This window comes from Chryseobacterium sp. MHB01 (assembly GCF_034651565.1).
GTDB classification, from domain to species: domain Bacteria; phylum Bacteroidota; class Bacteroidia; order Flavobacteriales; family Weeksellaceae; genus Chryseobacterium; species Chryseobacterium nepalense.
The window spans coordinates 48,712-73,380 of sequence record NZ_JAYEDA010000005.1; the positions used below are offsets into that span (position 1 = coordinate 48,712).

Annotated in this window: 38 protein-coding genes; 16 read left to right on the plus strand and 22 right to left on the minus strand. The window is 36.2% G+C overall.

The window, feature by feature from the left end; translation table 11 throughout:
• The first annotated feature begins 6 nt into the window (after positions 1-6).
• The 9 genes from U9K52_RS09730 (at position 7) to U9K52_RS09770 (ending at position 12,406) form a co-directional block, all read left to right on the plus strand.
• Positions 7-4,449 (plus strand): tape measure protein, encoded by a 4,443-nt coding sequence (locus tag U9K52_RS09730; protein WP_322926167.1) that lies wholly within the window; start codon positions 7-9, stop codon positions 4,447-4,449.
• The gene (locus U9K52_RS09735) at positions 4,449-4,922 is read left to right on the plus strand and encodes a hypothetical protein (RefSeq protein WP_322926168.1); all 474 of its coding nucleotides are present in this window, start codon (positions 4,449-4,451) and stop codon (positions 4,920-4,922) included. Before U9K52_RS09730 ends, U9K52_RS09735 begins: the two co-directional genes overlap by 1 nt.
• On the plus strand, positions 4,913-5,929 hold the full coding sequence (locus tag U9K52_RS09740) for a hypothetical protein (RefSeq protein WP_322926169.1): 1,017 nt from the start codon (positions 4,913-4,915) through the stop codon (positions 5,927-5,929). Before U9K52_RS09735 ends, U9K52_RS09740 begins: the two co-directional genes overlap by 10 nt.
• 10 nt (positions 5,930-5,939) lie before the next feature.
• On the plus strand, positions 5,940-7,640 hold the full coding sequence (locus U9K52_RS09745; protein ID WP_322926171.1) for an SGNH/GDSL hydrolase family protein: 1,701 nt from the start codon (positions 5,940-5,942) through the stop codon (positions 7,638-7,640).
• Positions 7,640-10,345 (plus strand): hypothetical protein, encoded by a 2,706-nt coding sequence (locus tag U9K52_RS09750; RefSeq protein ID WP_322926173.1) that lies wholly within the window; start codon positions 7,640-7,642, stop codon positions 10,343-10,345. The genes U9K52_RS09745 and U9K52_RS09750 overlap by 1 nt, the downstream gene beginning before the upstream one ends.
• Before the next feature lie 10 nt (positions 10,346-10,355).
• The gene (locus U9K52_RS09755) at positions 10,356-10,796 is read left to right on the plus strand and encodes a hypothetical protein (protein WP_322926174.1); all 441 of its coding nucleotides are present in this window, start codon (positions 10,356-10,358) and stop codon (positions 10,794-10,796) included.
• A 3-nt stretch (positions 10,797-10,799) separates the two neighbouring features.
• The gene (locus U9K52_RS09760) at positions 10,800-11,222 is read left to right on the plus strand and encodes a hypothetical protein (RefSeq protein ID WP_322926175.1); all 423 of its coding nucleotides are present in this window, start codon (positions 10,800-10,802) and stop codon (positions 11,220-11,222) included.
• Positions 11,200-11,721: a hypothetical protein gene (locus U9K52_RS09765; protein ID WP_322926178.1), complete on the plus strand. Its 522-nt coding sequence runs from the start codon at positions 11,200-11,202 to the stop codon at positions 11,719-11,721. The genes U9K52_RS09760 and U9K52_RS09765 overlap by 23 nt, the downstream gene beginning before the upstream one ends.
• A gap of 100 nt (positions 11,722-11,821) precedes the next feature.
• Positions 11,822-12,406 carry a hypothetical protein gene (locus U9K52_RS09770; RefSeq protein WP_322926179.1) on the plus strand — a complete coding sequence of 195 codons (585 nt, stop codon included), beginning with the start codon at positions 11,822-11,824 and terminating at the stop codon, positions 12,404-12,406.
• Between the two features lie 102 nt (positions 12,407-12,508).
• Here U9K52_RS09770 and U9K52_RS09775 read toward each other — a convergent pair whose 3' ends face one another.
• The gene (locus U9K52_RS09775; protein WP_322926181.1) at positions 12,509-12,796 is read right to left on the minus strand and encodes a helix-turn-helix transcriptional regulator; all 288 of its coding nucleotides are present in this window, start codon (positions 12,794-12,796) and stop codon (positions 12,509-12,511) included.
• Positions 12,797-12,934: 138 nt separating this feature from the next.
• Between U9K52_RS09775 and U9K52_RS09780 the strand changes: the two genes are divergently transcribed.
• From U9K52_RS09780 to U9K52_RS09805, 6 genes are all read left to right on the plus strand, one after another.
• A complete protein-coding gene (locus U9K52_RS09780; protein ID WP_322926183.1) occupies positions 12,935-13,609 on the plus strand; it encodes a hypothetical protein in 675 nt (224 codons plus the stop codon).
• 3 nt (positions 13,610-13,612) lie between these two features.
• Positions 13,613-13,975: a hypothetical protein gene (locus U9K52_RS09785; RefSeq protein ID WP_322926185.1), complete on the plus strand. Its 363-nt coding sequence runs from the start codon at positions 13,613-13,615 to the stop codon at positions 13,973-13,975.
• 35 nt (positions 13,976-14,010) lie between these two features.
• Positions 14,011-14,289, plus strand: coding sequence for a hypothetical protein (locus U9K52_RS09790; RefSeq protein ID WP_322926187.1), 279 nt, complete (start codon positions 14,011-14,013; stop codon positions 14,287-14,289).
• Positions 14,290-14,454: 165 nt separating this feature from the next.
• The gene (locus tag U9K52_RS09795) at positions 14,455-14,715 is read left to right on the plus strand and encodes a hypothetical protein (protein ID WP_322926188.1); all 261 of its coding nucleotides are present in this window, start codon (positions 14,455-14,457) and stop codon (positions 14,713-14,715) included.
• A gap of 37 nt (positions 14,716-14,752) precedes the next feature.
• Positions 14,753-15,418 carry an SOS response-associated peptidase gene (locus U9K52_RS09800; RefSeq protein ID WP_322926190.1) on the plus strand — a complete coding sequence of 222 codons (666 nt, stop codon included), beginning with the start codon at positions 14,753-14,755 and terminating at the stop codon, positions 15,416-15,418.
• Between the two features lies 1 nt (position 15,419).
• Positions 15,420-15,785: a hypothetical protein gene (locus U9K52_RS09805; protein ID WP_322926192.1), complete on the plus strand. Its 366-nt coding sequence runs from the start codon at positions 15,420-15,422 to the stop codon at positions 15,783-15,785.
• A gap of 24 nt (positions 15,786-15,809) precedes the next feature.
• On the opposite strand, the gene U9K52_RS09810 is transcribed toward U9K52_RS09805, so the two are convergent.
• The 16 genes from U9K52_RS09810 to U9K52_RS09885 form a co-directional block, all read right to left on the minus strand.
• The gene (locus U9K52_RS09810) at positions 15,810-15,995 is read right to left on the minus strand and encodes a hypothetical protein (protein ID WP_322926194.1); all 186 of its coding nucleotides are present in this window, start codon (positions 15,993-15,995) and stop codon (positions 15,810-15,812) included.
• Positions 15,996-16,126: 131 nt separating this feature from the next.
• The gene (locus tag U9K52_RS09815; RefSeq protein WP_322926196.1) at positions 16,127-16,534 is read right to left on the minus strand and encodes a hypothetical protein; all 408 of its coding nucleotides are present in this window, start codon (positions 16,532-16,534) and stop codon (positions 16,127-16,129) included.
• A gap of 168 nt (positions 16,535-16,702) precedes the next feature.
• Positions 16,703-16,891 (minus strand): hypothetical protein, encoded by a 189-nt coding sequence (locus tag U9K52_RS09820; RefSeq protein WP_322926198.1) that lies wholly within the window; start codon positions 16,889-16,891, stop codon positions 16,703-16,705.
• A 6-nt stretch (positions 16,892-16,897) separates the two neighbouring features.
• Positions 16,898-17,122 (minus strand): hypothetical protein, encoded by a 225-nt coding sequence (locus tag U9K52_RS09825; protein ID WP_322926199.1) that lies wholly within the window; start codon positions 17,120-17,122, stop codon positions 16,898-16,900.
• A gap of 6 nt (positions 17,123-17,128) precedes the next feature.
• The gene (locus U9K52_RS09830) at positions 17,129-17,341 is read right to left on the minus strand and encodes a hypothetical protein (RefSeq protein WP_322926200.1); all 213 of its coding nucleotides are present in this window, start codon (positions 17,339-17,341) and stop codon (positions 17,129-17,131) included.
• Entirely contained in the window at positions 17,322-17,678 is a 357-nt protein-coding gene (locus tag U9K52_RS09835; protein WP_322926201.1) for a hypothetical protein, read from the minus strand. The genes U9K52_RS09830 and U9K52_RS09835 overlap by 20 nt, the downstream gene beginning before the upstream one ends.
• 10 nt (positions 17,679-17,688) lie before the next feature.
• Positions 17,689-17,997 carry a hypothetical protein gene (locus U9K52_RS09840; RefSeq protein ID WP_322926203.1) on the minus strand — a complete coding sequence of 103 codons (309 nt, stop codon included), beginning with the start codon at positions 17,995-17,997 and terminating at the stop codon, positions 17,689-17,691.
• Positions 17,997-18,236 (minus strand): hypothetical protein, encoded by a 240-nt coding sequence (locus U9K52_RS09845; protein WP_322926204.1) that lies wholly within the window; start codon positions 18,234-18,236, stop codon positions 17,997-17,999. The genes U9K52_RS09840 and U9K52_RS09845 overlap by 1 nt, the downstream gene beginning before the upstream one ends.
• A 43-nt stretch (positions 18,237-18,279) precedes the next feature.
• Complete coding sequence (locus U9K52_RS09850; RefSeq protein ID WP_322926206.1) at positions 18,280-18,684, minus strand: hypothetical protein; 405 nt, start codon at positions 18,682-18,684, stop codon at positions 18,280-18,282.
• A 71-nt stretch (positions 18,685-18,755) separates the two neighbouring features.
• A complete protein-coding gene (locus U9K52_RS09855; RefSeq protein WP_322926207.1) occupies positions 18,756-18,911 on the minus strand; it encodes a hypothetical protein in 156 nt (51 codons plus the stop codon).
• 2 nt (positions 18,912-18,913) lie between these two features.
• Positions 18,914-19,243 (minus strand): hypothetical protein, encoded by a 330-nt coding sequence (locus U9K52_RS09860; RefSeq protein ID WP_322926208.1) that lies wholly within the window; start codon positions 19,241-19,243, stop codon positions 18,914-18,916.
• 203 nt (positions 19,244-19,446) lie between these two features.
• Positions 19,447-19,767: a hypothetical protein gene (locus U9K52_RS09865; RefSeq protein ID WP_322926210.1), complete on the minus strand. Its 321-nt coding sequence runs from the start codon at positions 19,765-19,767 to the stop codon at positions 19,447-19,449.
• A gap of 12 nt (positions 19,768-19,779) precedes the next feature.
• The gene (locus U9K52_RS09870) at positions 19,780-20,019 is read right to left on the minus strand and encodes a hypothetical protein (protein WP_322926211.1); all 240 of its coding nucleotides are present in this window, start codon (positions 20,017-20,019) and stop codon (positions 19,780-19,782) included.
• Positions 20,020-20,048: 29 nt separating this feature from the next.
• Complete coding sequence (locus U9K52_RS09875; RefSeq protein ID WP_322926213.1) at positions 20,049-20,315, minus strand: hypothetical protein; 267 nt, start codon at positions 20,313-20,315, stop codon at positions 20,049-20,051.
• A gap of 19 nt (positions 20,316-20,334) precedes the next feature.
• Entirely contained in the window at positions 20,335-20,586 is a 252-nt protein-coding gene (locus tag U9K52_RS09880; protein ID WP_322926214.1) for a hypothetical protein, read from the minus strand.
• Between the two features lie 175 nt (positions 20,587-20,761).
• Entirely contained in the window at positions 20,762-21,247 is a 486-nt protein-coding gene (locus U9K52_RS09885) for a hypothetical protein (protein ID WP_322926215.1), read from the minus strand.
• Positions 21,248-21,408: 161 nt separating this feature from the next.
• On the opposite strand from U9K52_RS09885, the gene U9K52_RS09890 reads away from it, so the two are divergent.
• Entirely contained in the window at positions 21,409-21,663 is a 255-nt protein-coding gene (locus tag U9K52_RS09890; protein ID WP_322926216.1) for a helix-turn-helix transcriptional regulator, read from the plus strand.
• A 2-nt stretch (positions 21,664-21,665) separates the two neighbouring features.
• Here the strand turns inward: U9K52_RS09890 and U9K52_RS09895 are convergent, their stop codons facing one another.
• The 5 genes from U9K52_RS09895 to U9K52_RS09915 are packed head-to-tail and all read right to left on the minus strand — an operon-like array spanning position 21,666 to position 24,582.
• Positions 21,666-22,094, minus strand: a complete 429-nt coding sequence (locus U9K52_RS09895) for a hypothetical protein (RefSeq protein WP_322926218.1) — start codon at positions 22,092-22,094, stop codon at positions 21,666-21,668.
• On the minus strand, positions 22,091-22,309 hold the full coding sequence (locus U9K52_RS09900; RefSeq protein ID WP_322926220.1) for a hypothetical protein: 219 nt from the start codon (positions 22,307-22,309) through the stop codon (positions 22,091-22,093). Before U9K52_RS09900 ends, U9K52_RS09895 begins: the two co-directional genes overlap by 4 nt.
• The gene (locus U9K52_RS09905; RefSeq protein WP_322926222.1) at positions 22,306-22,500 is read right to left on the minus strand and encodes a hypothetical protein; all 195 of its coding nucleotides are present in this window, start codon (positions 22,498-22,500) and stop codon (positions 22,306-22,308) included. The genes U9K52_RS09900 and U9K52_RS09905 overlap by 4 nt, the downstream gene beginning before the upstream one ends.
• Entirely contained in the window at positions 22,442-23,842 is a 1,401-nt protein-coding gene (gene dnaB, locus U9K52_RS09910; RefSeq protein ID WP_322926224.1) for a replicative DNA helicase, read from the minus strand. Before dnaB ends, U9K52_RS09905 begins: the two co-directional genes overlap by 59 nt.
• Entirely contained in the window at positions 23,839-24,582 is a 744-nt protein-coding gene (locus U9K52_RS09915) for a DUF4373 domain-containing protein (protein ID WP_322926226.1), read from the minus strand. Before U9K52_RS09915 ends, dnaB begins: the two co-directional genes overlap by 4 nt.
• Between the last annotated feature and the right edge of the window lie 87 nt (positions 24,583-24,669).

Below are 24,669 nucleotides of genomic sequence, written 5' to 3' on the forward strand. Positions count from 1 at the left end.
TAGAGGATGAATAATGCAGGAGGAGCGTTGAATTTCAATGCAGTGCTGAACTTGAATGAATGGAGAAGAAACGTAGATCAAATGCGACGTGATATTGCTGGTTTAAATCAAAAAACACAGCAAAACACGCGACAAATGGACAATGCATTCCGAAATCTATCGGTTGGTGTTGCAAGTTACTTTTCAGTTCATGTTGTTAAGGATTTCATCATGGAACTTATTAATGTTCGTGGTGAATTCCAGCAGATGGAAAATGCAATTGAAACCATTACCGGATCTACGCAGGTCATGAATGGATTGATGGATGAATGGAAGGAATTGACACTCCGTTCCCCATTTCGTCTTTCTGAAATCGGACAGGCAGGAAAACAGCTTTTAGCTTACGGCATTGATGTCAATAAAGTAACACATGATATAGAAATGCTCGGTAATGTTGCTGCAGGTGTTTCTGCTCCTATAGGCGATATTGCATACGTTTATGGAACCTTGAAAACCCAGGGACGTGCTTATACCAGAGATATTCTTCAATTTACAATGCGTGGTATTCCAATCATGGGGGAACTTGCAAAAGTAATGGGAGTGAATGTTTCCGAACTTAAAGGGCTAATTGAAGCAGGTAAAGTCGGATTCCCAGAAGTTGAAAAAGCGATGAACAACCTTACTTCAGAAGGAGGAAAATTCAATAACCTTATCGGAAAGCAAGCAACTACTCTAACTGGTTCATTAAATAGAATGAAACATGAGTTTGAGTTAATGCTCAATGAAATTGGTACTGCAAACGAAGGCATTCTAAAGGGGGGTATTGATGCTATTACTCATCTTATTGAAAATTACAAAGAGGTTGGAAGGGTGCTTTTAACTCTTATTGAAATATATGGAATTTATCGTACTGCCTTACTAGTAACTGCTGCAATTCAAAAGGCATCTATTGCAATTGATGCTATAAAAGCATGGATTTCATTGGCCAGGAGCATAAGAACTGCTGCTGACGCACAAGCATTATTTAATTTAACCGCAAACGCAAATCCGTATGTATTAATCATTACTGCTATAGGTGCTTTAGTTGCAATTACATACAATTACAGGGAAGAATTAGGTGAACTGTTAGGTATCATTGACGATACTACGAATGCTCAGAGAGCACAAGAGGAAGTCATGGCTGAATATCATTTGAACTTTTCAAAAGGCGTTTATCAGACCAAAGCTTCAATCAGTGAACTTGTAAACACTATTAAAAACGAATCGTCAACTTTGGAAATGCGGAAAACCGCCTACGAAAAGCTGATAAAAATAGATGAAACTTTCCGAGGAGCATTAGACGCGCAATATAGGGCTACTACAAAGCTTGGCGAGGCAATGGTTTTTGTTACTCAAAAAATTGATGCCTTTGCAATGGCGCAGGCCAAAGCATCTGCATCTCGCAAACTGCTTGAACAATCATTTGAAGCACAGTTTGAACGTGATGCGGTAAAAGTGCAAATTGATAACGCTAAAGCCGAAGCTAAAAAGTGGCGAGATTTAGACGTAGAAGCAAGAAAGCAAGGAAAAGCTAATCTAGAGTATCTGAGGAATGCTGTTAAATACGATCAAGAAGCCGCTAAACTTGAAAAGGAACTTGTCGAAAAAAGAAAAATAGCTAATCAAAAAACAGGAGTTTCCAATACTATCATTAGGGAAAATAACAAACAGGTTAATGATGCTACAAAAAACCTGGAAAAAACTAAAAAACAGATTGCGGAATACAAAAAGTTAGGAAAAGATGTTGGTCAGCTTGAAAAAAACAGGGAAAAACTTGAAAATTTCCTGAATGGATTTAAGCCGATAGATATGACTCCTGAAGAGGAAACCAAAGCAAAAGAAGGCTGGGCAGCAAGAATTAAAGCACAAATAGACGAATTAGAATCACAGCTTGACAGCGCTCCAAATCAAGCTGCATACATGAAGATTAAAGATAAAATTAAACAATTAAACGACCTCCTTAACCCAAAACAAACGAAAGAAAAACAATATGCTGAAATTATTCCAGAAGATTCAATAAAAGCCCTACAGCGTAATGCTCAGCTCTTATCTGATGCTATTGATGTAGCATCAAAAGGAATGGTTAAGCTTCGTAAACTTGATAAATACGGCAACGATAAGGATAAGAAAGGAAATCCTTTTTTAACCGGTAAAATTATATCAATCGAAGAAGCCGGTAAAAGACTAGAAGAAATTAACGGGGAAATAAATAAACGACAATATAAAAATTTTGATGAACAATTAGCAGAATCTGAAAAACAATGGAAAGCTAAATATCAGATTGCTCAGTATTATGGAGAGAAAATAGCCAATGAGGAGTTTCCAGATTTGAAAGGTTCTTACTATGATGATATTTTACAGAAATTTCAGGTCTTAGACAATAAAAGAAATGAAGGAGTTTCTCTCACGGATTCTGAAATAAACCAATGGCAAAAACTGAAAGATATTCTTTCGTCATTAACAGGACAAAAAGATCCCCTGTCGAATTTCAATGATTCTATTGATAAGGCTTTACAAAAATTGCCTTCACTTTACGATCAAATTGAATATTTAGAAAATTTAAGGGATTCTCAAGATAATACTGGCACCAGTCAAGGGTTTTATGCAGCTGCTGATTCAAAACTTCAGGAAAAAATTCAAGAGCAAAAAAATATTTACCAACAATTTATTAATGAGCAAGAAACATTTGAACAAAAACAAGTCAGTATAGCTCAAAAATATAATGGCATACGTAAAGAAATTGGAAAAAATAAAACTCTATCAGATCCGGAAAGATTACGTCTGTTAGATGCCGCCGGAAAAGCTGAAGCTAAAGAGTATAGGGATGCGTTTGTTTCTGTGATGGAAAAAACAGATTTGTTTGAAAAGGTGTTTGGAAATATTGATGCTCTTACAAAAAAGGAAATTTCAACTTTTATTCCTCAATTGGAATCAAAAATAAATGACCTAATTAATCTCGGAGCACCTGCTCAGGAAGTTGAAAAGTTTCGTGAAAAGCTTGAAAAGCTTAAAGATCTATCAAAAGATTCAGGCCCTGTAAAAAAGCTTATTGACAGCTTTAAAGAACTAAGAAAAAAAATCCGAGAAGGTACAGCTACCCAGGAAGATTTCAACAGATTAAACCAACATCTACAGGAAACAAAATTTTATACCGATTTAGCAGTCAACTCTGCAAAAGAATTGGCGGAAGCATTAAGCATAGATGGCAAAGGCGGACCATTTGAAAAGTTCGCAAAAGATCTTACCCAAACTCTTGAAGGTTTGGTTAATGCGTTAGTTGGTTATTTTTCTGGAAACATTCAGCAAATGGTTGGTGGTATTGCTCAAATGGTTGTCGGTATTGTTAAAATGCTTTCCACCGCTGGTGACGGCAGAAAAGAGAAGGGTATAAGAGCTTGGAAAAGAGCAGTTGATGAACTAAAAGCATCATATGAAGAACTTCAACGGGTTATCGAAAAAACAGCTGGAGAAGGTCAATTATCAATGCAACGACAACTTATTGCCAACCTAAAAGAACAACAAAGGATTCTCATTGAGATGCGCTCTAAAGAATCAGAAAAAAAGAAATCTGATCAGGACAAGATAGCTAGTTTCACACAGCAGATAAATGACATAAATATTCAGATTCAAGACCTAATTGATAATTTCCAAAAGTCAATAACTACAACAGATTTCAAGGAGTTATCAGAAAAAATATCAGAAGCTCTTATAGAGGCTTTTGGGAAAGGTGAAGATGCCGCAAAGTCATTCGAGAAAATTGTTGATGATGTGATGAGGAATGCAGTTGCAAATGCCCTGCGTATAAAAATTCTTGAGCCTGCAGTTCAGCAAATGGTTGATTCCTTATATTCTTCCATGGGGTTTGGCGGCGAATCAGGCGCAACATCTCAACAGGCAACACTTCTAAAAAGCTATGAAGATCAGATAAAAGAGATTGACGAAAAGTTAAAAACCGCTAGTAGCACGCAAGCTTACGACTTAAATAAGATTAAAAATAGTCTCCTTGAAAAAATAAAAATCCTCCAACAGCAGATTGCAGCAAATGTGGTTTCTGGAAGTTTCGATGGCCTTACGCAAGAGGAACGCGATAAGATCAAGGCTATGGGCACAACCGCCATGCAGCAGTACATGGCAGCTCTTGAACAGTATAAAGAATTGTTTGGAGAATCTGCGGAAAACGCCCAGGGGTTGAAAGGTGATATTAAAGGAATTACTGAAAAAACAGCCGGAGCATTGGAAGGGCAAATTAATGCCATGCGTATTAATGTGGCTGAAGCGTTAAAGATTCACCGTGAAAACCAGAATGTATTTAAGAATCAATTGTTGCAACTAACTCAAATTGAAATTAATACACGGCCTTTGAAAGGAATATACGATCAGATCAAAGAATTAAACTCAAAAGTTAAAAACAACCTTGCCGGTGTACCATAATGAAAACAGATTTTATACTCACGAAAATAAAAGAATTTCATCCTTGCAAAGAAGGTTTTCAAAATGCTGTAAAAGATTCTTCCATGAAGAGTCTTTGCAGCTTGTTTTTTGCCAATTCCGACTGGGCATTAAGGGAGAATTTCCCATCAAAAGAAGTACTGCAAAAATACCGTGGTTATTATGAACAATACGGGGTTTTCTACCAGTCCAAGTCTTTACAAAAGGCATTAAGATTGGCTATATTTGACTGTGTTTCAGAAGTTAGCTTTTCGGGCTATGATGTGTCTGAAATTTTCATCCGGGGAAATTCTAAAATCACCGTTAAAGCTTCCGGATATACCAAGCTTTTTATTACGGTCCTGGATGATGCGGAATTAATTGTGGAGAAAGAAGAAACGGCCAATGTTAGTGTATTTCGATACGGCGGCAAAGTTTCAGGTGATGCAGAGGTAAAAGAATGTAGATGGGATTAAAATGGGCAATAAACGGTTTTGACTTCTTAGATTTTGGCGTTCATGTGTCGGAATCGAAAGGTGTATTGGATAAGTTAAAGCCAAGAGAACGCAATTCCTATACCTGGACTGAATACCATGGTAAGCAAATCGATCTTTCTGCTCCAAAATACGAGGCCCGGGAAATATCTCTTTCGTGCTGGATTAAAGCTTTAAATATTGATGATCTTACGGATAATTTCAATGCATTCCTATCTTTTTTTGATAGAAATTCCACTAGCAGATTATCATTAACACCGTTCAATCAAAAACCCTACGCATACGAAGTAATACTCATTAATGGTGTCGAACTTGAAAAGGAACTCCGGGAAGGGGAGATGTATGGTTCTTTTACCTTAAGCTTAATAGAGCCAAATCCAATAAAGAAAATTTTAAAGACAGAATTAGATACGTTACGCATTAAGTACACTTCCCCTTATGAAACTGAAATTTTCCCGGGAGACGGAACAAAGCTAATCGGCCGTGGTGATGTTGATTTTCTTCTTGATTATTCAAAGCCAAATTATGAAGGTTCCGGAATATCACTTGTTCAAGGTAGTGCCTTAAACAGTCAATATTATGAAGTATACACCGTGCCTACAACTGACAATAGTTATCAGTTCACAGTTGAAGTGACATTGGCAAGCCCGCAAAACATCAAGTTTTATATTCTGGGACGTAAGCCAGACAATACTTATGAACTCATTGAAAACAGCCCCGTAATCGAAGCTGCATTAGGAATAAACTACCTTAAAGTAGTAGCGGAGTTGGTCATGAGCAATTATACAAAATTCTTCTATAAAGTTTTAGACAGCTCCGGAAATGAAATACCGGGTATTGTTTACTCAAATCCAAAGATAGAAACCGCAGAAGTTGTCGGAAACTGGCAAGATATGCTGGGTAAAGAAAAGATCATCATTATCGCAGGTAATATTGATGATGTCACAATAGTTGAAACGCCTGCAGAAGTAATATGGGAAAAAATATAAAAACGAAATAATGCCAGACCAAGTAATAATTAATATTTCAGATAATATTCCGGCTCCAAATGCCGCTACAATCGATAAAGATGGATTAGTGGGTAACGCTGTGTCAAAAGATCAATTTCAGTCAGATTTGGACACTTTTAAAGGTGAAGTTCAGGGAATGATTGAATCGGATTTCAAAGGAGTTTTAATGCCGACGGATACTGCGCCAACAGCGGACGGTACATATAAGCCTGGGCTATCTTCTGATGATGCCAACCCGACAACACCGGCCGATTACGGAACACTTTATGCAAATGCCGGAAATTTGCGTGCTAAAAAAGGTTATTCTACTCTTTTCTACAAAAAAGGGAGTGTATGGACTAAATCAGAGGATCTCTTACCGAACACTATTAATTCTTCAGCATTGAACCCGTTATCTACGAGTACGACACCCGCAGATAAAAGTGTTGCTGATTATGTTGCGGAGAAAAACTGGAAACAGGACACTGTTTTCAATTCAAGCTTACAAGATAATGGGGTTAAACAAGCGACCGCATCTGGAACAATATCAAATGGAAGTTTAGGTTCGGTTTATGGTGTATCGGCGTCTATTGGAATTGTCCCAAATGCTTTCAATAAGGTTACAATCAGCTTTGCGCAAAATACCACAAGTCCAGTTACGGAAATTGAAATTAGATTATTTCAAGGTAAATCAGCTGGCGGTACTCTTGTTGCAAAGAAAAGACAAACGGTCGCCCCTGGAGCAGTAACACAAGCGGTAGTAACGGTCAATTTTGATTCTACAATAAACTATGCCGGCGAAATGTGGGCACAAATTCTTGTCAATAACCCATTTGCGTATAAAAGAGTGTCTCCAGCAACGGCAAGAACTGCAGCTAACGGGTATGGGACTCCCGCGGTCACGACTGTTAACAATTTGGATGGAACAACATTCAGCACCGCTCAGGGTTATGTTGATTTATTTCTTGAATTCAATACACTTGCTAATGTTTTAGGAATTACGCAGGCTGGTAGAAAAGTTGTGCAAAATGGTAAAATATATATTCCACTAAAGTGGAATTGTGTAGGGCATTCAATTTGGGCGCAGGACGGAATTGCTTATTCTGGAACAACGGATATTGCTGTCGGAATTCAAACCCTCGTAAAGCAAACATTTGAATTTACCGGCTATAATAAATATTGTTATTCCGGAAGATCATTAGGGGCTACATCTTTAACAGGTGACACATCATCAATCACTAATTATTTTGTTGACTGGACCGATACTTCTGATGCGTTCTGGACTGTTGACACCATTACCAATGACTTCAAAAGAAATATTCCAATTGGAACAATTACGGACTACAATAACGCGACAGGTGTAATGACTTATTATGGAGCATTGAGAGCTCTAAAAGATAAAATAGTAGCATTAACACCGACTGCAAATGTTTTTGTTGCAAATGCAATGAAAAGAAATAATGCAGGGTATACTTCAACATCAACGAATACTCTAGGGCACACATTACTGGATTACGAAAAAGCACTAATGGCTGTCGCAAAAATAAATAAATGGAGGTTTGTAGACCAAAACAGATTCAGCGGCATAATAGATGAAACGCTTGATATGACAACATTAGACGGACTTCATCCAAATGATTTCGGTTACAGTATTATCGTGAGACTGTGGAACTCAATTTTTCAAACATTTGCAAGAATAGTAAATAGCTAATGAATAATATTACTCTATACAGAAACGGAAATCCAATTTTCAATTTAATTGAAAGAGGTAAAAGGACGGTAGAAACCGCTTCCTTGAACCGCGCTTTATTGTCTGATGATTCAGTATCAATAAAGCTGAATTCCGTTTCTGAATTAGATATAGAAATAAACGATTACTTTATTCTTTTTGGCTCGGTTTACCGTATCAATACACTTCCGGCAGTTGACAAAAAAAGTAATTCTCAGTATGAATATAATATCACCACGCAGGGCTTAATGTTCGACCTGCTTCGCTGTAAATATTTCAATGCTGACGCTACAGGTTTTGGTCCTGATCTGGAATTTCCGCTGATTGGAACAATTGAGACTTTCTTGATTGCTCTAAAAAACAACATGCAGAGGTTTGCTTCAAACTGGCAAATCGGAACATTCACTAATGCCGAAACGAAAACAATAACTTTCGGTGATGATACATGTCTCTCAGCACTTCAGAAGATTTGCAATGAATTTAAAACGGATTTCTGGATAAAGGTCGAAGATGGTAAATTTGTTATTCATACCGGAAACTACGGCAAAACCGTTCCGATTCAATTTGAATATGGTAAGGGTAAAGGATTGTATTCTCTTTCCCGGGCAAATGTTGATGATAACGATATTGTAAACCGATTGTATGTTTTCGGAGGAACAAACAATATTCCGAATGAATACCGAAACTTCAGCACCCATTTAAAACTCCCAAATGCAGATTATATTCAGGATCAAGATTCTGTGCTTTCTTTCGGGTTGAAAGAAGGTTCGATCACATTTGATGATATTTACCCGCACAGGACCGGGAAAATTACGGGACTCGGTGGAACGAAATTTAAATTCTTTGATACAACAATGGATTTCGATCTCAATGCAAAGAATTCGGACGGATCTACAAAGTATCTGGTCGCAGGAACTTCTGCAAAAGTGCATTTCAATTCCGGGAATTTAGCGGGATATGAATTCGAGATCAAAAAAGGTGGTTACGATCATGATTTAAAATATTTCGAGATCATTCCATTTAAAAATGATCAGGGGCGGAGCTTCCCGGATGAAAATGCCGCTGCGTTTCAATTTGCTGTAGGCGATGAATATGTATTGCTGGATATTAATATGCCGCAATCATATATTGATGCTGCTGAAAATGAACTTCTGGTTAAGGGTCTTGAACAATTTGAGCTGAACAAAAATGCCAAGGTTTCATATTCGATGGAAGTTGATCCGGAATACATGAAAAAAATTGGCGTGGGAAAGTTTGACATTGGTGATTACATTCGGATTGTTGATGAACCACTGAAAATAAATAAAGTTTTACGGGTAAACCAGGAAACGATTGACTTTATAGAGAATGGTGAATGGAACCCATACCGATCAAAGATCGTTATTGCAGATTCTTACGAGATAAACTATGCTTCCCAGTTGGTTTTGGATATAAAAGAGATCAAGAATGTAATGTCAATTACCAATCTTGGACAGATCAATTATTCAAAACTTGGATTAAAGACAACTGAAGAATTAAAGAATCTTGTTTTCGATACTGATGATTATTTCATCCCGGAAAATATCCGGCCGAACTCGATTGAGACAAATATGCTTACTGTGGGCGCCAAATCCCAACAAATAAGCTGCTCAGTGGTTTTCTATGTGATGTTTGAAAACAATAAAAATAAGGTTAAGGTAAATCCAGGTATTGTTTACTCTCAGACTTTAGATAGAGAATGGACGATCGCGGAAGATACAGAAACGATTCCGGACGATGATTACCGATACGTTTATGCTGCTTGTAGCAAAACCGGAACTACCGGTGAAATAGTTTTTACCAAAGACCAGATAAAGTTTGATCCTGATCCGAATGATTTTTATTTCCTAATTGGTGTTTTACATTCCGTGGTTGATAATATCAGGGTATTATCGATCACAGTGGGCACAACAACCATCAACGGTGGACTTATCAGAACGGGGATTATTTCATCTCTTGACGGACAAATGACTATCAACCTTGACACACAAGAAATCAAGGCTAAAATTAAGTTTCTTGGCGGATCAGATGGTTTTACTTCGATCGACGGAGGGGTACTTATGTCTGAAGTTATCGAAGTCGGTGATGGAACAACTACAAATGCTTTTGTATCTGGTAAGACAGATTCCGGAGATACCACGGGCACGAGTGTTAGATTTGGAGCGGGCGCAAACTACGAAAATCGAAATACCGCACCTTTCAGGGTTCAGCACAACGGTAAAATGATTGCTGAAAATGCAAAAATTACTGGTGAGATTTATGCTACGTCCGGAATTTTTACTGGAACAATAAACGCTTACGCTGGAACTTTTGGAGATTCTTCAACACAGAATTACTTCACTATTACCGGAAACGGTCTGGAATCACCGCAGGGTTGGTTTGTAACAGGTGATTATCTGTCAGTAAATAAAAAGTTCGTCCAGATTGTAGGAAGTGCTGGAGCACCACTTGTAACAGTTAGAGACGAAAAGGCAGGTAGTTTTAATACATGTCTTTATTTAAGCGCAAAAAATGGCACAGGCGGAAACCTGGCTCTAGATATACCCGATGGAGGAATTAGAGTGCAGGGTCAAACCGGCTACAATGGTACTATTAAAGTTCAGACAGCTGCCGGAAGTAATATTTTTATTGAAGTCAGACAGGGAATATTAACCAATTGGTACGTATAAAATAAAATTAATGCAAGAAAATATAAAAGAGAGTGCTGAATTAATCGAAGGACGGATGACTTTCGTTCAGGAGTTCTTACAAAAGAAATACGGGTTCGGAATTCTCTTTTTTACTCTTTTTCTAATTGCCGGGGCCGGATGCTGGTGGTTTTACGGACAAGGAAAAGAAGAGGGACGGGAGAATTCCCGATTGGAAATAATATCCTTTCGTGCGGTGCGGAAAAACGATTCGGTATCGATTGAGCAGCTTAAAAAAGAGCTTATCCAGAAAAACGTTGATTTAGTAAGCTGCCAGAATGAACTGGAAAAGAAGCAGGATTTCTCACAGTTAAAGAAAACACTGCAGCAGAAAATTGAAGAGGCGGACGAACTTAACCGGATCATACGCCGGGAAACGATTCCGGACAATAAGAAGTTAAATAAAAATCTTAAAAAAATAATAAATCAGTAAGCTATGAAGAATTTACTTTTTTTACTTATAAGTTTTTTCTGTCTGGCCGGCAATGCACAAGAGAAAAAAGATTCAATGAAAGTTGTTGAAATGGCAAAGGTCCTGGAACAGAAAACCCAAGAAAATAAAAAGCTCATGGAGGAAAACAAAAGAATTCAGAAGGAAAATGAAAACCTTTTGGAGATTGTTTTCTTAAAAATAAAAAAGCTGATTTCCCATAGGAAGGAAGTTGAGCAACCGGAGCTAAGAAATCTACTTCAAAATAAGGAAGGAATAAAAACCGAAAATCAAAATGAACCTGTTACTGAGCTTCCTGAAGGATTAGACAGTGTTCGCGGTGGCTGGATTTACCGGCTGCTGCACCGGAATGATTACTACTTTAAACGTTACAAAATAATCAATAATGAAAAAATATATCTGGATTAGTTTACTGATCCTTTTTGTGTTTGGATGCGGTTCCCGAAAAAAGTCTGTGTTAAAAGAAACGGCAAAAACGGAATCGAAGTCCGAAACTTCCGGAAAAACCGAAACAGATATTCAATCCGGTTCTACTTCGGAAACCGATTTTTCTCAGTTCCTGCTGGATAATAGCCTGAAGATCACTTCAGACGGAAACCCGTATGAGCTTCAATACGGCAATTTAATTCTGAAAGGCAGTGCAAGTATTGAGTTGACTCAGAAAAAGGAAAATATAAGCCAGAAAACGCATTCTACTGAATATGTGAAATTAAGAACAATTACAACTTACCAAACAAAAACGCAACACAACACAGAAACGACTTATAGAACATCGAACATAGAGCGTTCCGGAATAAGCTTCGGGAATATGATTTGGATCGTAATTATAGCAATGATTGCCGGAGCGGTTTTATGGCCGTTGCTGAAGTCGTGCCTGCCAAAATGGAAACTAAATATTTTTAAATGACAGACGAACTGCTAAAGATAGCTTTAGCTTTTACATGGTACACGCTTGGAGTAGCCTCCGGGGTTTGCTTAACACTTATAATCAAAAATTTACTTGAAAAATGACAGCCTTAGAATTATCAAAAAAATATAAAACGCTTTTAGATAAAAACGGAATCAAAACGCCTTTACGTTTGGCTCATTTCTTCGCTCAATTGGATCACGAATCGGGATTGGTCGTTAAGCGCGAGAATATGAACTATTCAGCGGAAAGACTGCTGAAAGTATTCCCGAAGTATTTCAACGCAACAACCGCCAATCAGTATGCCAGAAAACCGGAGGCAATAGCAAGCCGTGTTTATGCCAACCGTATGGGTAATGGAAACGAAGCTTCCGAGGATGGATGGAAATACAGGGGTGGAGGATTTCTGCAGCACACCGGTAAAAACGAATATCAAACTCTGAAAGACAGAACAGGGATTGATTATGTTTCAAAGCCCGAATTGCTTTTGAACGAAGCAGATGCACTTATTGCTGCATTAGATTACTGGAATCGCTCAAACCTTTCCATTTTGGCGGACAAAGACGATCTGGACGGTATCAGCGATCTGATAAATATCGGTCGTAAAACAGCGAAATATGGTGATTCAAACGGCTTCGCTGACCGAGCAGCCAAGCTTAAATTTTACAAAACAGTTTTCAGGTAATTCGCCGGAGAAAAGCAGAAGCGGATTTGTTCTTTGCGAAATAACGGCACGCTGATTGATTTCTCATACTCAATCAAATCGATTTCAAATTACTTCCCTGGTCTATGACTGGGGATTTTTATTTTCTGTAATTTTATCAATACTTATTTTTCCTAGAGGAATATACTGATCATTTCTCCTAATGAAAATTTCTTCTTTATCAATATTTTTAGTAGGGATTATCAACTCTCTAACATCTACGTCAATCGCTTTTGCTATTCTTATTAGTGATTTTATGGTTGGATTACCGTTTATTTGTTTATTTAACCCCTCCTTAGTCACTTTCATCTTAGTGGCTAAATCAATTTGACTAATCTCTTTTTCTCGTAAAACTTCCTGTACTCTAAGCATTGTAAAAAAGTATACTGCAAATATAATACATAAGTGTAATATAATTGTTAAAAATTATACATAAATGTTGAATTTACTTTGTTTAATTGAATCTTTATAGTTAACTTTGTGTTGTAAAATAAAACATTTAAGTTAATCATGGCGAAGATTAAAACAACAAAATACTTGATCGACGGAGCTGAAATAGAAGTGAACTTTAATTGTTCATCAAAAGGTGTATTTAGCGCTTCAATACCTTACGTAATAAGCGAAACACTGGGTATAGAACATTCAAAATTAACAGGACCAAAACTTGATGAAATTGAAAAAATAATTTCAAATGCGTACATGAAATACATTGATTCAAATACTAATTATAAATTGAAGATAGGTATTGCGTTTGGAGCATGTGGGGAGTTTGTTAAAGATCCTGATGGTAATAGAATAGAGGAATTATTAGGTTATGGCAATGAATTTTTATTAAGCTCGTTCGGCAACAACATGGATTCAATGATCGGTTTTGATTTTAGGGTAATAATTGAAGAAAACCGCGATGGCAGATTTTCCTATTTTGAAGCAAAGAAAATTCCAGAAGATTTTAGCCTTGACCTAAAATGGAAAAAAGTATGTGGAAAATATATGGATGATAGTCGTATTCACAGATTTGATAAAAATGAGAAGATAATAGAATTTAGTGAAACCGCAATGCAAAATCTTGAAGAAATTCAAAAACAAATGCGAAAGGCATCTACATTTCTCATTAAGCTTATTACTTCTGAAAAGCTAGATTTAATGTTAAATTCTGCAGATGTAAAACTTTTAACAAATTCATAATTCATGAAAACACTCATCCCCCTATCAGATTTCGTACTGGAGCAAAGTCGAACACAAACATTAGATCGATCTCAAATAGATTGGTACGATGCTGAAATGGCTAAACTTGAATTAATCCGGAATTACGCTGAGTTTCTAAAGCAGCCTTTAACGCTGTCGATGTTTACCGGAGAAAATAAATTGTTTGAAGGGTTTACGTATGAAAGAATACCTATAATGGGAAATATTTTAAAATTAAAAGGGGAATTTATATGTATGGCAGACGATTTGAAAAATTCAAAAGCAACTATTGAAGATTTGATTAAAGATAATTCAATTTATCAACTCACCCCTTACGCATTACAGCAAATACAAATAGAAAATTAGCCTATAAAACTACTGTTGCAAAAAAATAACTCATTATGAAAGATAAAGTAGAAAATAAAATAGATTTTGCTGATTATTTAAAGGCCTTGCATACCGTTGGAGCGAACGAATTTATCATCCCTACCAATTTAACAAAGAAAAGAGCTTTGTATTTACTTATGTTAATTGAAAAGGTGGGAAAGGATTTGCAGTGGTTTATGGATGTTGACGAAGATGATGCGGAAGCGTATGATAATTACCAAAATGGAATACAGTGGGTAAGAAATCAGATTTTAAAGCGATATTCTCGCGCCGAGTTATCAATGCAACAATAAAATATAGCTGAATTATTTGAGTTTTTCATGGTTATTAATTTTTGATCCCTGGATTCATCCGGGGATTTTTTTGTGGAAAACTTTTTTAATGCGTCAAGTTCTGTCGTGTTATAATTTGTAATTTGCTGCAAAATTTATGCAATGGATTGGAAATTCATTTCACTTATGCTACGAGACCATCATGACGGAAGAGACAAATACAATAATAACTTTACTTTGAGTAATGTCGTAAGGATATTTGGGGAAGATACCGAACATGAGGAAATAAAGGTACAATTGCGACCTATCTATAAAGAGCTACGCGCAGGAGTAGGCAGCAACAAGAAAGACATTGAAGGCGTCATTTCTGATCAGCGGTTTTTCCAAATAATTGACATTGTCTACAACCTTTTAGAGGAATATTACATTAAGCATAGATTTGAATAGCACAAAATTTGTACTTTGCTGAGCAAATCAATACATCATGTGCTACTATGTAGATGCAAAACTAACCAGAAAGCAAATTCGGGAAGTATTCAACGTTGAGACGGACTTCAAAGAATTTCCCGCTGAAAAAATGATTTCTGGATTCCGGGCAAAAGGTACCGTGGAAAAACCGCTGCCAATAATCACAGACGAAAATCCAAATACTGCCGTTATGGGTGACTGGGGATTGCTACCATTCTTTTCAAAAGATCGGGCTTTTCAGGTTAAAACGTTAAATGCGGTTATTGAGGAACTGGACACGAAAAACAGCTACAAAAACAGCATAAATAAAAGGTGTTTGGTATTGGTAAATGGTTTCTACGAATGGCGATCACTGGATAAATTCGGCAATCCAGATCCAGAAGGGAAAGTAAAGCAGCTTCACCGAATACACCTGGATAATGGTGATAAGCCTTTCGCACTTGCCGGAATCTACAATGTCTGGAATGATATTATTACTTTCTCCATCTGTACGACAAAAGCAAATACACTCATGGCAGATATTCACAACTCTAAAAAACGAATGCCGGTTGTGCTGAATGAACGTGATCATAGTAAATGGTTAAACAGTCCGGATTATATGGAATTTGCACACCCGAATTATGATGTACCATTACTCATGGAGAACTTAGAGCCAAACAAAACACCACAAACACTTTTTTAATATGGAAGATTCAGGAATATTTGCAATACTCGAAAATCTGGCAATGGATGCAGCCGACGATCCGGAAGGTTTTTACGAATCAGTAATAGGATTGATGCAGTACGAAGCGGTGCAGAAAAACATTGAGTTCGATGGCTATTTCCGTACGAAATGGGAAATAGCAGCTGAGCTCCCGATGACGTTTAACGAAGAGTATTTTGAGAATGAAGAGCGTTCGGAACTATACGTGTATCTATCCGCTTTAGTCGACCAAGAAATATTCGCTTACTTAGAGTATGCCTGGAACCTTGTAAACGATGAAAATTTGAATGAAAACATTCTCCACCGGGAAATATATCTACTGAAAGAAAATGGTGTAACATTTTAAAAGCCCCGGAATAATCTGAGGCTTTCATTTTGGTAAGCTAAGTGATCGGCCGTTAAGATGGTTCAGGTAAACAATTTTCTTTTCGGCTAAAAGCTTTTCAAATACTTTTTTGATTTCAGAATATTCAGCGTTAATTTGTTCATCAAGATCCGAAAAGCTAAGTCCATTACATCCTCCTGTTTGTTTATGTTTGGCTTTAACCAATTCCATTATTTTTACTTCTATTCCTTGCGCATCCATGGCGCAAAGATACTAATTGCCGTTAAGTTTCGCATAATACATTACAAACAATACAAAAGCGGTTCCGACCAATGCAATACAAAGGGCTATAATCGCAAAGGCTATTCTTTCTCGGGGCATGGCGTTTCGGTTAGGGTTAGTTCTTCGGATGTGAAAGAAAAATAAAAATTTTGCAGTTTATGCAAGTGGACAATATCTAATTTCACATCGAATTCATCGCTACGATCATCAATGTCAATTCCTTCTACACAAACGCTTACAAAATACTTATGGTCAAGCTGGTAAGCAAACAAGTATGAATTATCATATAATCTTAGGCTTAAACAACTTGTATTTTCCCTATCAAATCCCAATTTTATCAGTAGTTCCTCAGTTAATTTAATAGGTTTATATACAATTGATCCGTTTTGAATCTTTTGCAAAATACCTAAATCAACGGTTATTGGCTTTCCGTACTTTTCAATTATATTACCTATTCTTAAATCAGATGCTTTTAATTCTTCTTTCATAATGATATTAATTAAATTAATTTTTTAATTCCTTTAGGAAAAATAAAGTCCTTGCCTGTAAGTTTTTTATATGTTTCTAAATAATACAAATGACTTTGTTTATAATCTTCAATAAACGGGGAATTAAATGCAATTGCCATAGCCAAAAATCTATAGGAATGTCCTATATTACTTATCGTTAGTCTTACTACGTCCATCAGATTTATTTTTAAGAAATGGAATATTCATTATGACCATTATTGTTAATAGGGCAAATCCAATCCATATTTTTTCTGCGTAAAATATCCCAGCCATAAAAGCGCATATCGGAACTGTTACGGGACGAATATCATTACATGCTTCAAGTATTTTTTTCATAATTACTTATTTAAAGTTGCTTTTTAATCTAAATAGATAATCTTCATCTATCTTTTCTCCGATGAAATCCTCCAATAAATCTTCAAAGAATGATTTTAAGTTTAATGAAGCAGGTCCTGAGGAATATAAATAAACACCATGTTCATTTTTTATAAAGGTGTCTTCTTCGTGTCCATCCATCCATTCCTGAACAAACTTTGAAATTTCTTTTCTTAATTCTTCTTTATTCATTGTTTCCTATTCTTCAGTTAATACAAACACATCTTCAAGCACGGATGGATCTTCTCCTTCTTCATCTTCTTCCGCGTCATCTGCGTAGTGGAATCGAATGTTTCTTACCTCGCCAGTATTTACTAAACCATAAGCGAATTCTGTTACTCTTTCTCCAATAAATACTTCCATAGTATCAGGTAAGTCTTTTATTTTTTCTTTAAGCTGTCCTATATTCATTGTTTGCTTTGTTTTCTATTGTTTTTATGTATGATTTTACACCATCAACGGTATTTCGATTCCGAGGATAGTCATAAGTATTTTTCAGTGCCGTATCGAGCTGATGATTAAAACCTTCACGTATAGCCCAGCGGTAACCTAAAATTAATTCAGCAGTTAAAAGATGTCGATCTTTGGTTATTTTATCTATTTTTTCTAAAGCAACAGTCATGTACCAGTCGTATTCTTGTTTTTCATAAATGACCGGTTTGGGTAGTTTTAGTGTAATTGTTTCAACCAGCGTGAAATCCGTTTTTCGTTCTCGTTTATAAACTTCGTTTTCTTTTACCGTTATCATTGTTTTGTTTTTATTTTATTAGGTTGTTTTCGGAGAGGATAGAAGATTGATCTACTGAAAATACTTGCGACCCATTACCAATAGCTCTTGAGCTTCCTGAAACTTTTTCCGGTTTAAATTCTGTATGTTTCACTGTGGCTTTTTGCGCAATTCTCTTCTGCTGTTCCTTTTGGACTAGATCGCAGGCTTCAAACATAAATATTAAGAATTCATCTTCAGTCATTAGATTTTCATCGCATTCCGATTTCAAATCATTCCAATCGTTGAAACCTTTGGTTCTCGCGTACTCGTCGAATATCTTGATCTTTTCTGTGTGCATTACTTTAGGTTTAATAGTTCTTGTTTTACTTGAATGAAATACTCTGCATCGGTTAAGTTGCATTTAGGAAATCGGATTGTAATTCTTTTATCGGAGGATTCCCCTATTAGTTCATCAACTGTAACCATTGCATTTAATCTTGCTAACATTCCAGCATCTTCATTATTTTGGATTAATGAATCAGGAATTAATTCCAAATGCTTTACAAATAAATCTTTTGCTTTATCTTTCGGTGTCATAATTTTAAGTTTATATTAAAGAGGGCCGAAGCCCTCATAGTTGTTAGCGGCAATTGCAAGAACTTGCTAATGTTGAAGTCCAATTTAATTTAATACCTCCTTCATCTGGATCGCTTTGATAAACACCACCGATTCCGCCGTAAATAGACGGTTCCCACGACACATTGAATAAATGATTATTTACTTTTACACAGGCGTGACCACTTGGATTCCCATAAGGCGTATGACAAAGAATCCGTGAAGTATCAGTGCCACCACCGGCTTCCATGTCTTTCTGAATGATGATTTCAGCTTCGGCCGCCTCTTCTTTTTCATCGCCTTCTATAGCGTCTGTTTTACCAGCAAAAGTCTGGTTTTGCTGCTCTTCCGGAGTTGTTGTTGATTCTGCGTTGTTGCATGCTGTTAGCATGGCAAGCATAACGATGCTCGCAAAAAAAAGTTTTTTCATTGAAATAAAATTTTGATTTTCCGGCAAAGAAAACGGTGCCGGATTCCGTGTTATGATTGTTTACCTAGGATCTAGTAAATGTGTTTCGGATTTATTCTGCCTGCTTCTTTAGCATAGAATATTTTTTCTTTTGGATAACTTTTCCTGAATATATTTTTTGCAGCTCTAACACAAGATGCATCAACTATAATCCCATGAGCATATCCAGTAATATTGTATTCTTTCATAATTATTGTTTTAGTTCGTTAAGTAGTTTCTTTGCTTTGTCGTAAAATCTTCCACCGAAATTTTCCCATCCATCATTATCTTCGTTTTCTTTGACAATGATCGTTTCGTTTTCAATTGCTTGAACGTATTCTTCCAGCAGCTCCCTCATTTCATCCTCACGGTCGGGGACTATTTCAAGGAAAAATTTATATTTAAGTTTAAATTTATCTTCGTTGGAATCTGGCGAAAATAATACAGTAGAAATTTCAGCATTTTCAGCTTCTGCAATTACCCATCCGAATCTCGGAAGTCTCTCTTCTACCGCTACCTTTACAAATTTTGTTTTACCCATGATACTTAATTCTTATTAGTTGATATTCTAGTTTAATTTTTCTCTTCACCCAGTTACAGTAATAAATTGGCTTTTCTTCCAGGTTGTGAAGTGCTGCGAGCTTTTCGCTTAGTGATTCGTAGAGTTGTTCGAGTTTATTCATGATGTGATTTTTTTTTAAAACCCCCGACCCGTAAGCCGGTGAAAACTAATAACCAGACAAATTATAAAATTTCTATTTTGTCAATTCTTTCTAAAGAAACCAAATGATATAAATGATGATATTCATCTGGTGCATCTCCCATACCCTCTGAGTTATCTACATCAGTTACGTGGACGCACACGTCATATTCATCGGAATCCTGGTGAGGAAGGTTGAAAATGTAACCTTTGTCAGTTTCTTCTCTGTCTTTCCAGAAGATTTCTATTTTACCACCTAATTCCATAGAATCAAATCCTTTAATTTTGTCGAAATTGTCATAATCAACATCTGAATTTTGGTAAAAATTAATTTCACTTAGTAATTGTTCTAGATCTTTATCCATTGTTTCTTATTTTTATAAAAGGGTTATGTTATCAGGGTTTTCGATCAAATCACTAGCTTCCTGCGGATTGCTGTCTTTGTTGTATTCGTACATTAATGCACTCGCTTTCTCTAAAGTAGCCTTAGCAACTTCGATGGCATACTCTTTCATTGCTTCAAGTACACGATCTCGAAATTCACGACCTTGTTTATCAAGGAATAAATTGTCCATGCTTGGACAATGTTTTTTTAAAATTTCGTCTATTTTGCTCATAACTTTGTTTTTACTTATTAAAAAGCCTTTTAAAGCTTATTCCAGCTTTCACTAAATGTTTTTGCTTTTTCGGCAGATTCACAATAATGAAGAACCTCATTAAAGTATTTTTTCTCTGCAATAGAGAAGTTCTTATCTTTTTGGCGCTCTGTTTCGTACTCTTCCCACGATAATGATCTGAAGGTATCGCCAGTTCTTTGTAATATCTTCATGATATTTTGCGCTACAATTTCGTTTTCTGTTTTTTGAAATACTGAGCTCCAAGGATATGAGCAAAAATTTGAAGGTGTTTCCATATAATTAATTTTTAAGATTTTAAAATTCTACAGCTCTTACTTGATGATTTTTGAGATGTCCATTCCATTGAAAGAAAACTGAAGGACTGCCGTATATATAATCGCCGTCACTATCCTTTTTGATGTATTGACCAAGTGTTGGATTAATATGAATAAACCTTGAAATCGCTTCATCTTCATTATTGGCAAAAATTGGCTCCTTATTAAAATTTTCATATACAGTATGTCCTTCTCTGTGTTTCCAGTTGTAAATTATATTAAATGGTTTCATATGTTTGTTTATTAAATTATTTTAAAACGGCACTATCGTAGTACCCACGCCCGTGCGAAATTTATGCGGCTTCATATCGGATCTCACAAAAGGCAACCGCGGCAATCTCGCTGTGTTTTAGCCAGCCTTCTGGGTTAAGGCGCAAGGCATTTTAATGTTACGCCCTTTGTGAGGTTTATTTTTTATTTAAAGTTCTATTCAATTCATTGAAAATGTCTCTAAATATTGCGTATTGCTCTTGATTTGGAATCTCTTTCAAATATTGATACGTGATATACTTTTCTTTTTCCATCCAAATCAGACGCGCCTTTTCTACACCAACAACAAAGAACCGATTAGGGAATTTTCTCCACTGTGTAATTTTGCCGTCTTCGATTAGTGTTTGTAATTCTTGAGGAATATACTGTCCTTCTACATTAGCTATTTTGCATTTTTCCTTTTCAATGGCTGCCTTTGTTTTTTCAATGCTAGCTTTTTGATTTCGGATAGCTTCGTTCTGCTTTTCCCATCGGTTGAAAGTTGCCTGACCATTTCTTTTATCATTCATCGGTTGCCCGTTAGCTCTCTTCACGTCAGAAAAGTGAACGTCGAACCGTCTTTGAAGTTCTGCTTCTTTCTTCGCTAAAGAGTTTTCTAATATTGATAGCCTATTTGATTTCATTCTATTTAGTTTTAAAATATTCGGCGTTAACCGTACTACAAATGTATAATATTCATATATAACCGAACAAATATAAAATGTTAATAATTTGTTAAAGTTTTATATATAACCGAACATTATACGGAAAACCTTAAATTTGTACTTGTTAATACGAACTTACTATGTGGAATCTTGATGAAGTTTTAAAGAAACATGGTTCATCCAGAACCGAACTTGCCGAGAAATTAGGTAAGAAAAAAAATACAATTTCTGGTTATGATAAGAATCCGAGTTTACAAACTCTGGAAGCTATCGCCGCTGCGCTTGAAATTGATATTCGTGATCTTTTTCCGGAAAAACAACCGGATAATTCTCAGGAAATCTTCACCAAAGACGAAAAGGGAAACTTTACATCTATTGGGTTTATCAGGAAATAGGATTAACCCAGTATTTCGTATATTCTTGTTTTAGAAGGATTGAAGGTGCGGGATTCGGCCGCCTTCCAGCTTTTGTGCTTTTTGCGCATCATTACTGTAAACTCACCTAAATCCGGAATGTCTTCTGGTTCTTTTCCTATCGGATTCTCACCCCAATAAAACCCCGCCTTCTCAATTGCCTTCATGAAACAGTCAAAACCCATTACTGTTAATATCTGTCCGAATATGGAGCCTTTCTCTTTTGTTATTTTCTGGTCCTTCTCAAATTGATCACCCATGCAGATAAACTTTAATTGCCCTTCACGGTAGGCTGAATTGTGAGAATAAAGTTCCTGAATAAAAACTTTCGAATCCGTCTCGGTAACATACGCTGGTCCTTCCGGTTCTACAAGTAGGTATTTCTTTTCGTATTTGATTTCTAGTGATTTCATATGGCAGATAATGGTTTAAAATTATTTTGCTTGATTTCGTTATACTGTTCTACAACCTTTGTCTTTTTACTTTTCTGTGTTACTTCTAACTGGATTCCGTTGAAATCAAATTTTACGATACATTGGTGAACTTTCGCCAGTTCTATGCAATTATCAACCGCGTCACCAAGCCATAAGGATCTATCCAGTTCAACTGTTATGTGTAGTATTTTCATGATGTTTTTTTGATTAATTCTTTATATGCTTCAGCTACTGTTTTATCTTTTGGTTTTGGCTTCTGGGATTCAATAAAATCTTTAAGCCATTCCGTTTTACTTTCTGCGATCCTTTGAATTAATTCCATCGGACTAGAAGGGTAGGTCGTCTGGTTTTCCGAAAGCTTCTTCTGCGGTTGCGGTGTATTCATTTTTTCTGTATTCAAAGTTTGTTTCTTCTAAATCGTGGAATCTTTGATATTCCGGCTTCCATCCTATAATCACTTCACTGTCTCCACAATGTCTATTCTTCGCTGTGATCAGCATTGCCTGATCTTTTGTCGAAAGTTCTTCATCTTCGTCGGGCCACGTTTCTATTCCGTAATATTCCGGCCTGTATGGAAAAATGATAATATCTGCATCCTGTTCGATGGCTCCGGATTCTCGCAGGTCTGATAGCTGCGGTTTCTTTCCTGGTCTTTTTTCAACTTCTCGGCTTAACTGCGAAAGGGCTATAACAGGAATGTTTAATTCTTTGGCCAGCATTTTAAGTTCCCTGGAAACAAAAGTTACTCTGTCAATTGTCGAAAATTTTTGCTTTGTAGTAATCAACTGCAGGTAGTCAATGATTATCATTTTTGTTTTCTTTTCCTCGTGCACTTGTCTTGCTCTTGCTTTTATTTCTTCCCAGACAAAAATTGAATCATCGTAGTAAAAAGGCAGGTGTTCAAAGTCGGCATTGGAATAAACTTTCTGAATATCATTTTCCGTGAAAGTCTTTTTCCGAATCCGGTTGGATGATATTTCCAATTCATCGGCTACAAGTCTTTTGTGAAGTTGAATATTTGCCATTTCCAAAGAGAAAAAATGAATAGGAAAATCATTCTTTGCAGCATGTTTTGCGAGTTTCAATGCTAATGCCGTTTTTCCCATTGCCGGACGAGCTGCGATAATGATAAGATCCGAATTCTGCCAACCCTGATTTTCTTCCTGAAGCTTTTTAAAAGGTATCGGAACACCCGGAATAGTTTCTGATTTCACGTATTCAATAAACTCCTGATGCACATCAAAAAAGCTTTTAATTGGCTTTTGGCCTGATAAGTAGGAATTGATCTGTGTAACCTGCTTTTCTGTATAGTCAAGTACTGAAAAAACGTCTGTTTTATCGTCGAAAGCCCTCAATTTCATAAAATCGGCCATTTCGATAACCTTCCTCAGAATGTACTTTTCCCATATTACCCGCACATGATACTCGATATGAGCAGATGAACTTACACCCATCGTTAAATCAATAATATATTGATCTCCTCCCGCATTGTTTAATTCACCTGTTTTTTTTAACTGACGTATAACAGTCATCATGTCAACCGGATCGTTTTTTGAGGCTAAAAAGTACATTGAACGGTATATCTCTCTGTGTTTTGGATTGTAGAACACTTCCTGATTGTCTCCGATCACGCGGAATACCTCTTTTAAACCTCTTTGGTCAATTAAGCAGGTGCCTATTACCAGCTTTTCAAAATCTACAGAATTCGGAGGTATTAAGCCATTCATAATCTTTTTCTTTTGGGGTTTAATTCAGTTGTCAATGGTTTAACTTTTAAATGTTCTGGTTTCATCCATACTGAAATCATTTTTTGTTTCCAGTTTTTCACAGGATTTCCTTTACTGTCAATCCATTTACCTACATGATAGTAGTCATAAGCTTTTTTTGCTACTTCTGCCGTATATCCTTTTTCATCAAAATAAGATAGTACTTCGTCAAGGGTGGGAGGGGCAAACTTTTCTTTTACTTCTTTTATTTTATTTACTTTACTTTTCTTTACTTTACTTTGTGCACTTTCTTCGGGGTTTATTTGTGTTTCTTCCGAGTTTATGCTTATTTCTTCCGAGGAAATCGGCATTTCTTCCGAGTTTATTAGTGAAAACTCTTCAATTTGATTTTTCCTTTTTGATATTTTACAAATTGTATCATACCGTTTTTGTATTCCTTTCGATGTGACAACTTTAAATTTTTCGTAAAGATTTTTGTCGAATAATCCAACACTAAAGCAGCACTTAATCACTTCTTTTATATAACCCTCTTCAAAGCCCGTTTTTTCCGAAACTAAGAATGGAATCTCGTCATCCCACAACATGTAATACCCTTTTTCGTAGATATTACAAAGCAGGCAAGCATATATAACAATTGATCTACCGCCCTGGTATTTTATTAATTTTCTAACCTTTATATTGTTAAAGAACTTCGTATCGAATGGGAAATATTCCAAACCGGATTTAATTTGTCTTCCCATAACTTTTTAATTGTAAATTTTCAAATCTTTACCAGGTCAAAACCTGTATTGTGTTACCCACCCGTTCTAACATCACTCATTAGGGTG

Coding starts and splice junctions, on each gene's coding strand:
- U9K52_RS09860 (WP_322926208.1), bottom strand. CDS start 19,243: ATGGGTAAAACAAAATTTGTAAAGGTAGCGGTAGAAGAGAGACTTCCG.
- U9K52_RS09760 (WP_322926175.1), top strand. CDS start 10,800: ATGAAGAATTTACTTTTTTTACTTATAAGTTTTTTCTGTCTGGCCGGC.
- U9K52_RS09895 (WP_322926218.1), bottom strand. CDS start 22,094: ATGAAATCACTAGAAATCAAATACGAAAAGAAATACCTACTTGTAGAA.
- U9K52_RS09825 (WP_322926199.1), bottom strand. CDS start 17,122: ATGAATAAAGAAGAATTAAGAAAAGAAATTTCAAAGTTTGTTCAGGAA.
- U9K52_RS09785 (WP_322926185.1), top strand. CDS start 13,613: ATGAAAACACTCATCCCCCTATCAGATTTCGTACTGGAGCAAAGTCGA.
- U9K52_RS09810 (WP_322926194.1), bottom strand. CDS start 15,995: ATGGAATTGGTTAAAGCCAAACATAAACAAACAGGAGGATGTAATGGA.
- U9K52_RS09730 (WP_322926167.1), top strand. CDS start 7: ATGAATAATGCAGGAGGAGCGTTGAATTTCAATGCAGTGCTGAACTTG.
- U9K52_RS09805 (WP_322926192.1), top strand. CDS start 15,420: ATGGAAGATTCAGGAATATTTGCAATACTCGAAAATCTGGCAATGGAT.
- U9K52_RS09780 (WP_322926183.1), top strand. CDS start 12,935: ATGGCGAAGATTAAAACAACAAAATACTTGATCGACGGAGCTGAAATA.
- U9K52_RS09800 (WP_322926190.1), top strand. CDS start 14,753: ATGTGCTACTATGTAGATGCAAAACTAACCAGAAAGCAAATTCGGGAA.
- U9K52_RS09755 (WP_322926174.1), top strand. CDS start 10,356: ATGCAAGAAAATATAAAAGAGAGTGCTGAATTAATCGAAGGACGGATG.
- U9K52_RS09820 (WP_322926198.1), bottom strand. CDS start 16,891: ATGAAAAAAATACTTGAAGCATGTAATGATATTCGTCCCGTAACAGTT.
- U9K52_RS09750 (WP_322926173.1), top strand. CDS start 7,640: ATGAATAATATTACTCTATACAGAAACGGAAATCCAATTTTCAATTTA.
- U9K52_RS09735 (WP_322926168.1), top strand. CDS start 4,449: ATGAAAACAGATTTTATACTCACGAAAATAAAAGAATTTCATCCTTGC.
- U9K52_RS09790 (WP_322926187.1), top strand. CDS start 14,011: ATGAAAGATAAAGTAGAAAATAAAATAGATTTTGCTGATTATTTAAAG.
- U9K52_RS09830 (WP_322926200.1), bottom strand. CDS start 17,341: ATGAATATAGGACAGCTTAAAGAAAAAATAAAAGACTTACCTGATACT.
- U9K52_RS09905 (WP_322926222.1), bottom strand. CDS start 22,500: ATGAATACACCGCAACCGCAGAAGAAGCTTTCGGAAAACCAGACGACC.
- U9K52_RS09770 (WP_322926179.1), top strand. CDS start 11,822: ATGACAGCCTTAGAATTATCAAAAAAATATAAAACGCTTTTAGATAAA.
- U9K52_RS09900 (WP_322926220.1), bottom strand. CDS start 22,309: ATGAAAATACTACACATAACAGTTGAACTGGATAGATCCTTATGGCTT.
- U9K52_RS09890 (WP_322926216.1), top strand. CDS start 21,409: ATGTGGAATCTTGATGAAGTTTTAAAGAAACATGGTTCATCCAGAACC.
- U9K52_RS09840 (WP_322926203.1), bottom strand. CDS start 17,997: ATGCACACAGAAAAGATCAAGATATTCGACGAGTACGCGAGAACCAAA.
- U9K52_RS09775 (WP_322926181.1), bottom strand. CDS start 12,796: ATGCTTAGAGTACAGGAAGTTTTACGAGAAAAAGAGATTAGTCAAATT.
- U9K52_RS09915 (WP_322926226.1), bottom strand. CDS start 24,582: ATGGGAAGACAAATTAAATCCGGTTTGGAATATTTCCCATTCGATACG.
- U9K52_RS09740 (WP_322926169.1), top strand. CDS start 4,913: ATGGGATTAAAATGGGCAATAAACGGTTTTGACTTCTTAGATTTTGGC.
- U9K52_RS09835 (WP_322926201.1), bottom strand. CDS start 17,678: ATGATAACGGTAAAAGAAAACGAAGTTTATAAACGAGAACGAAAAACG.
- U9K52_RS09815 (WP_322926196.1), bottom strand. CDS start 16,534: ATGAAAGAAGAATTAAAAGCATCTGATTTAAGAATAGGTAATATAATT.
- U9K52_RS09765 (WP_322926178.1), top strand. CDS start 11,200: ATGAAAAAATATATCTGGATTAGTTTACTGATCCTTTTTGTGTTTGGA.
- U9K52_RS09745 (WP_322926171.1), top strand. CDS start 5,940: ATGCCAGACCAAGTAATAATTAATATTTCAGATAATATTCCGGCTCCA.
- U9K52_RS09885 (WP_322926215.1), bottom strand. CDS start 21,247: ATGAAATCAAATAGGCTATCAATATTAGAAAACTCTTTAGCGAAGAAA.
- dnaB (WP_322926224.1), bottom strand. CDS start 23,842: ATGAATGGCTTAATACCTCCGAATTCTGTAGATTTTGAAAAGCTGGTA.
- U9K52_RS09850 (WP_322926206.1), bottom strand. CDS start 18,684: ATGAAAAAACTTTTTTTTGCGAGCATCGTTATGCTTGCCATGCTAACA.
- U9K52_RS09795 (WP_322926188.1), top strand. CDS start 14,455: ATGCTACGAGACCATCATGACGGAAGAGACAAATACAATAATAACTTT.
- U9K52_RS09880 (WP_322926214.1), bottom strand. CDS start 20,586: ATGAAACCATTTAATATAATTTACAACTGGAAACACAGAGAAGGACAT.
- U9K52_RS09870 (WP_322926211.1), bottom strand. CDS start 20,019: ATGAGCAAAATAGACGAAATTTTAAAAAAACATTGTCCAAGCATGGAC.
- U9K52_RS09845 (WP_322926204.1), bottom strand. CDS start 18,236: ATGACACCGAAAGATAAAGCAAAAGATTTATTTGTAAAGCATTTGGAA.
- U9K52_RS09875 (WP_322926213.1), bottom strand. CDS start 20,315: ATGGAAACACCTTCAAATTTTTGCTCATATCCTTGGAGCTCAGTATTT.
- U9K52_RS09855 (WP_322926207.1), bottom strand. CDS start 18,911: ATGAAAGAATACAATATTACTGGATATGCTCATGGGATTATAGTTGAT.
- U9K52_RS09865 (WP_322926210.1), bottom strand. CDS start 19,767: ATGGATAAAGATCTAGAACAATTACTAAGTGAAATTAATTTTTACCAA.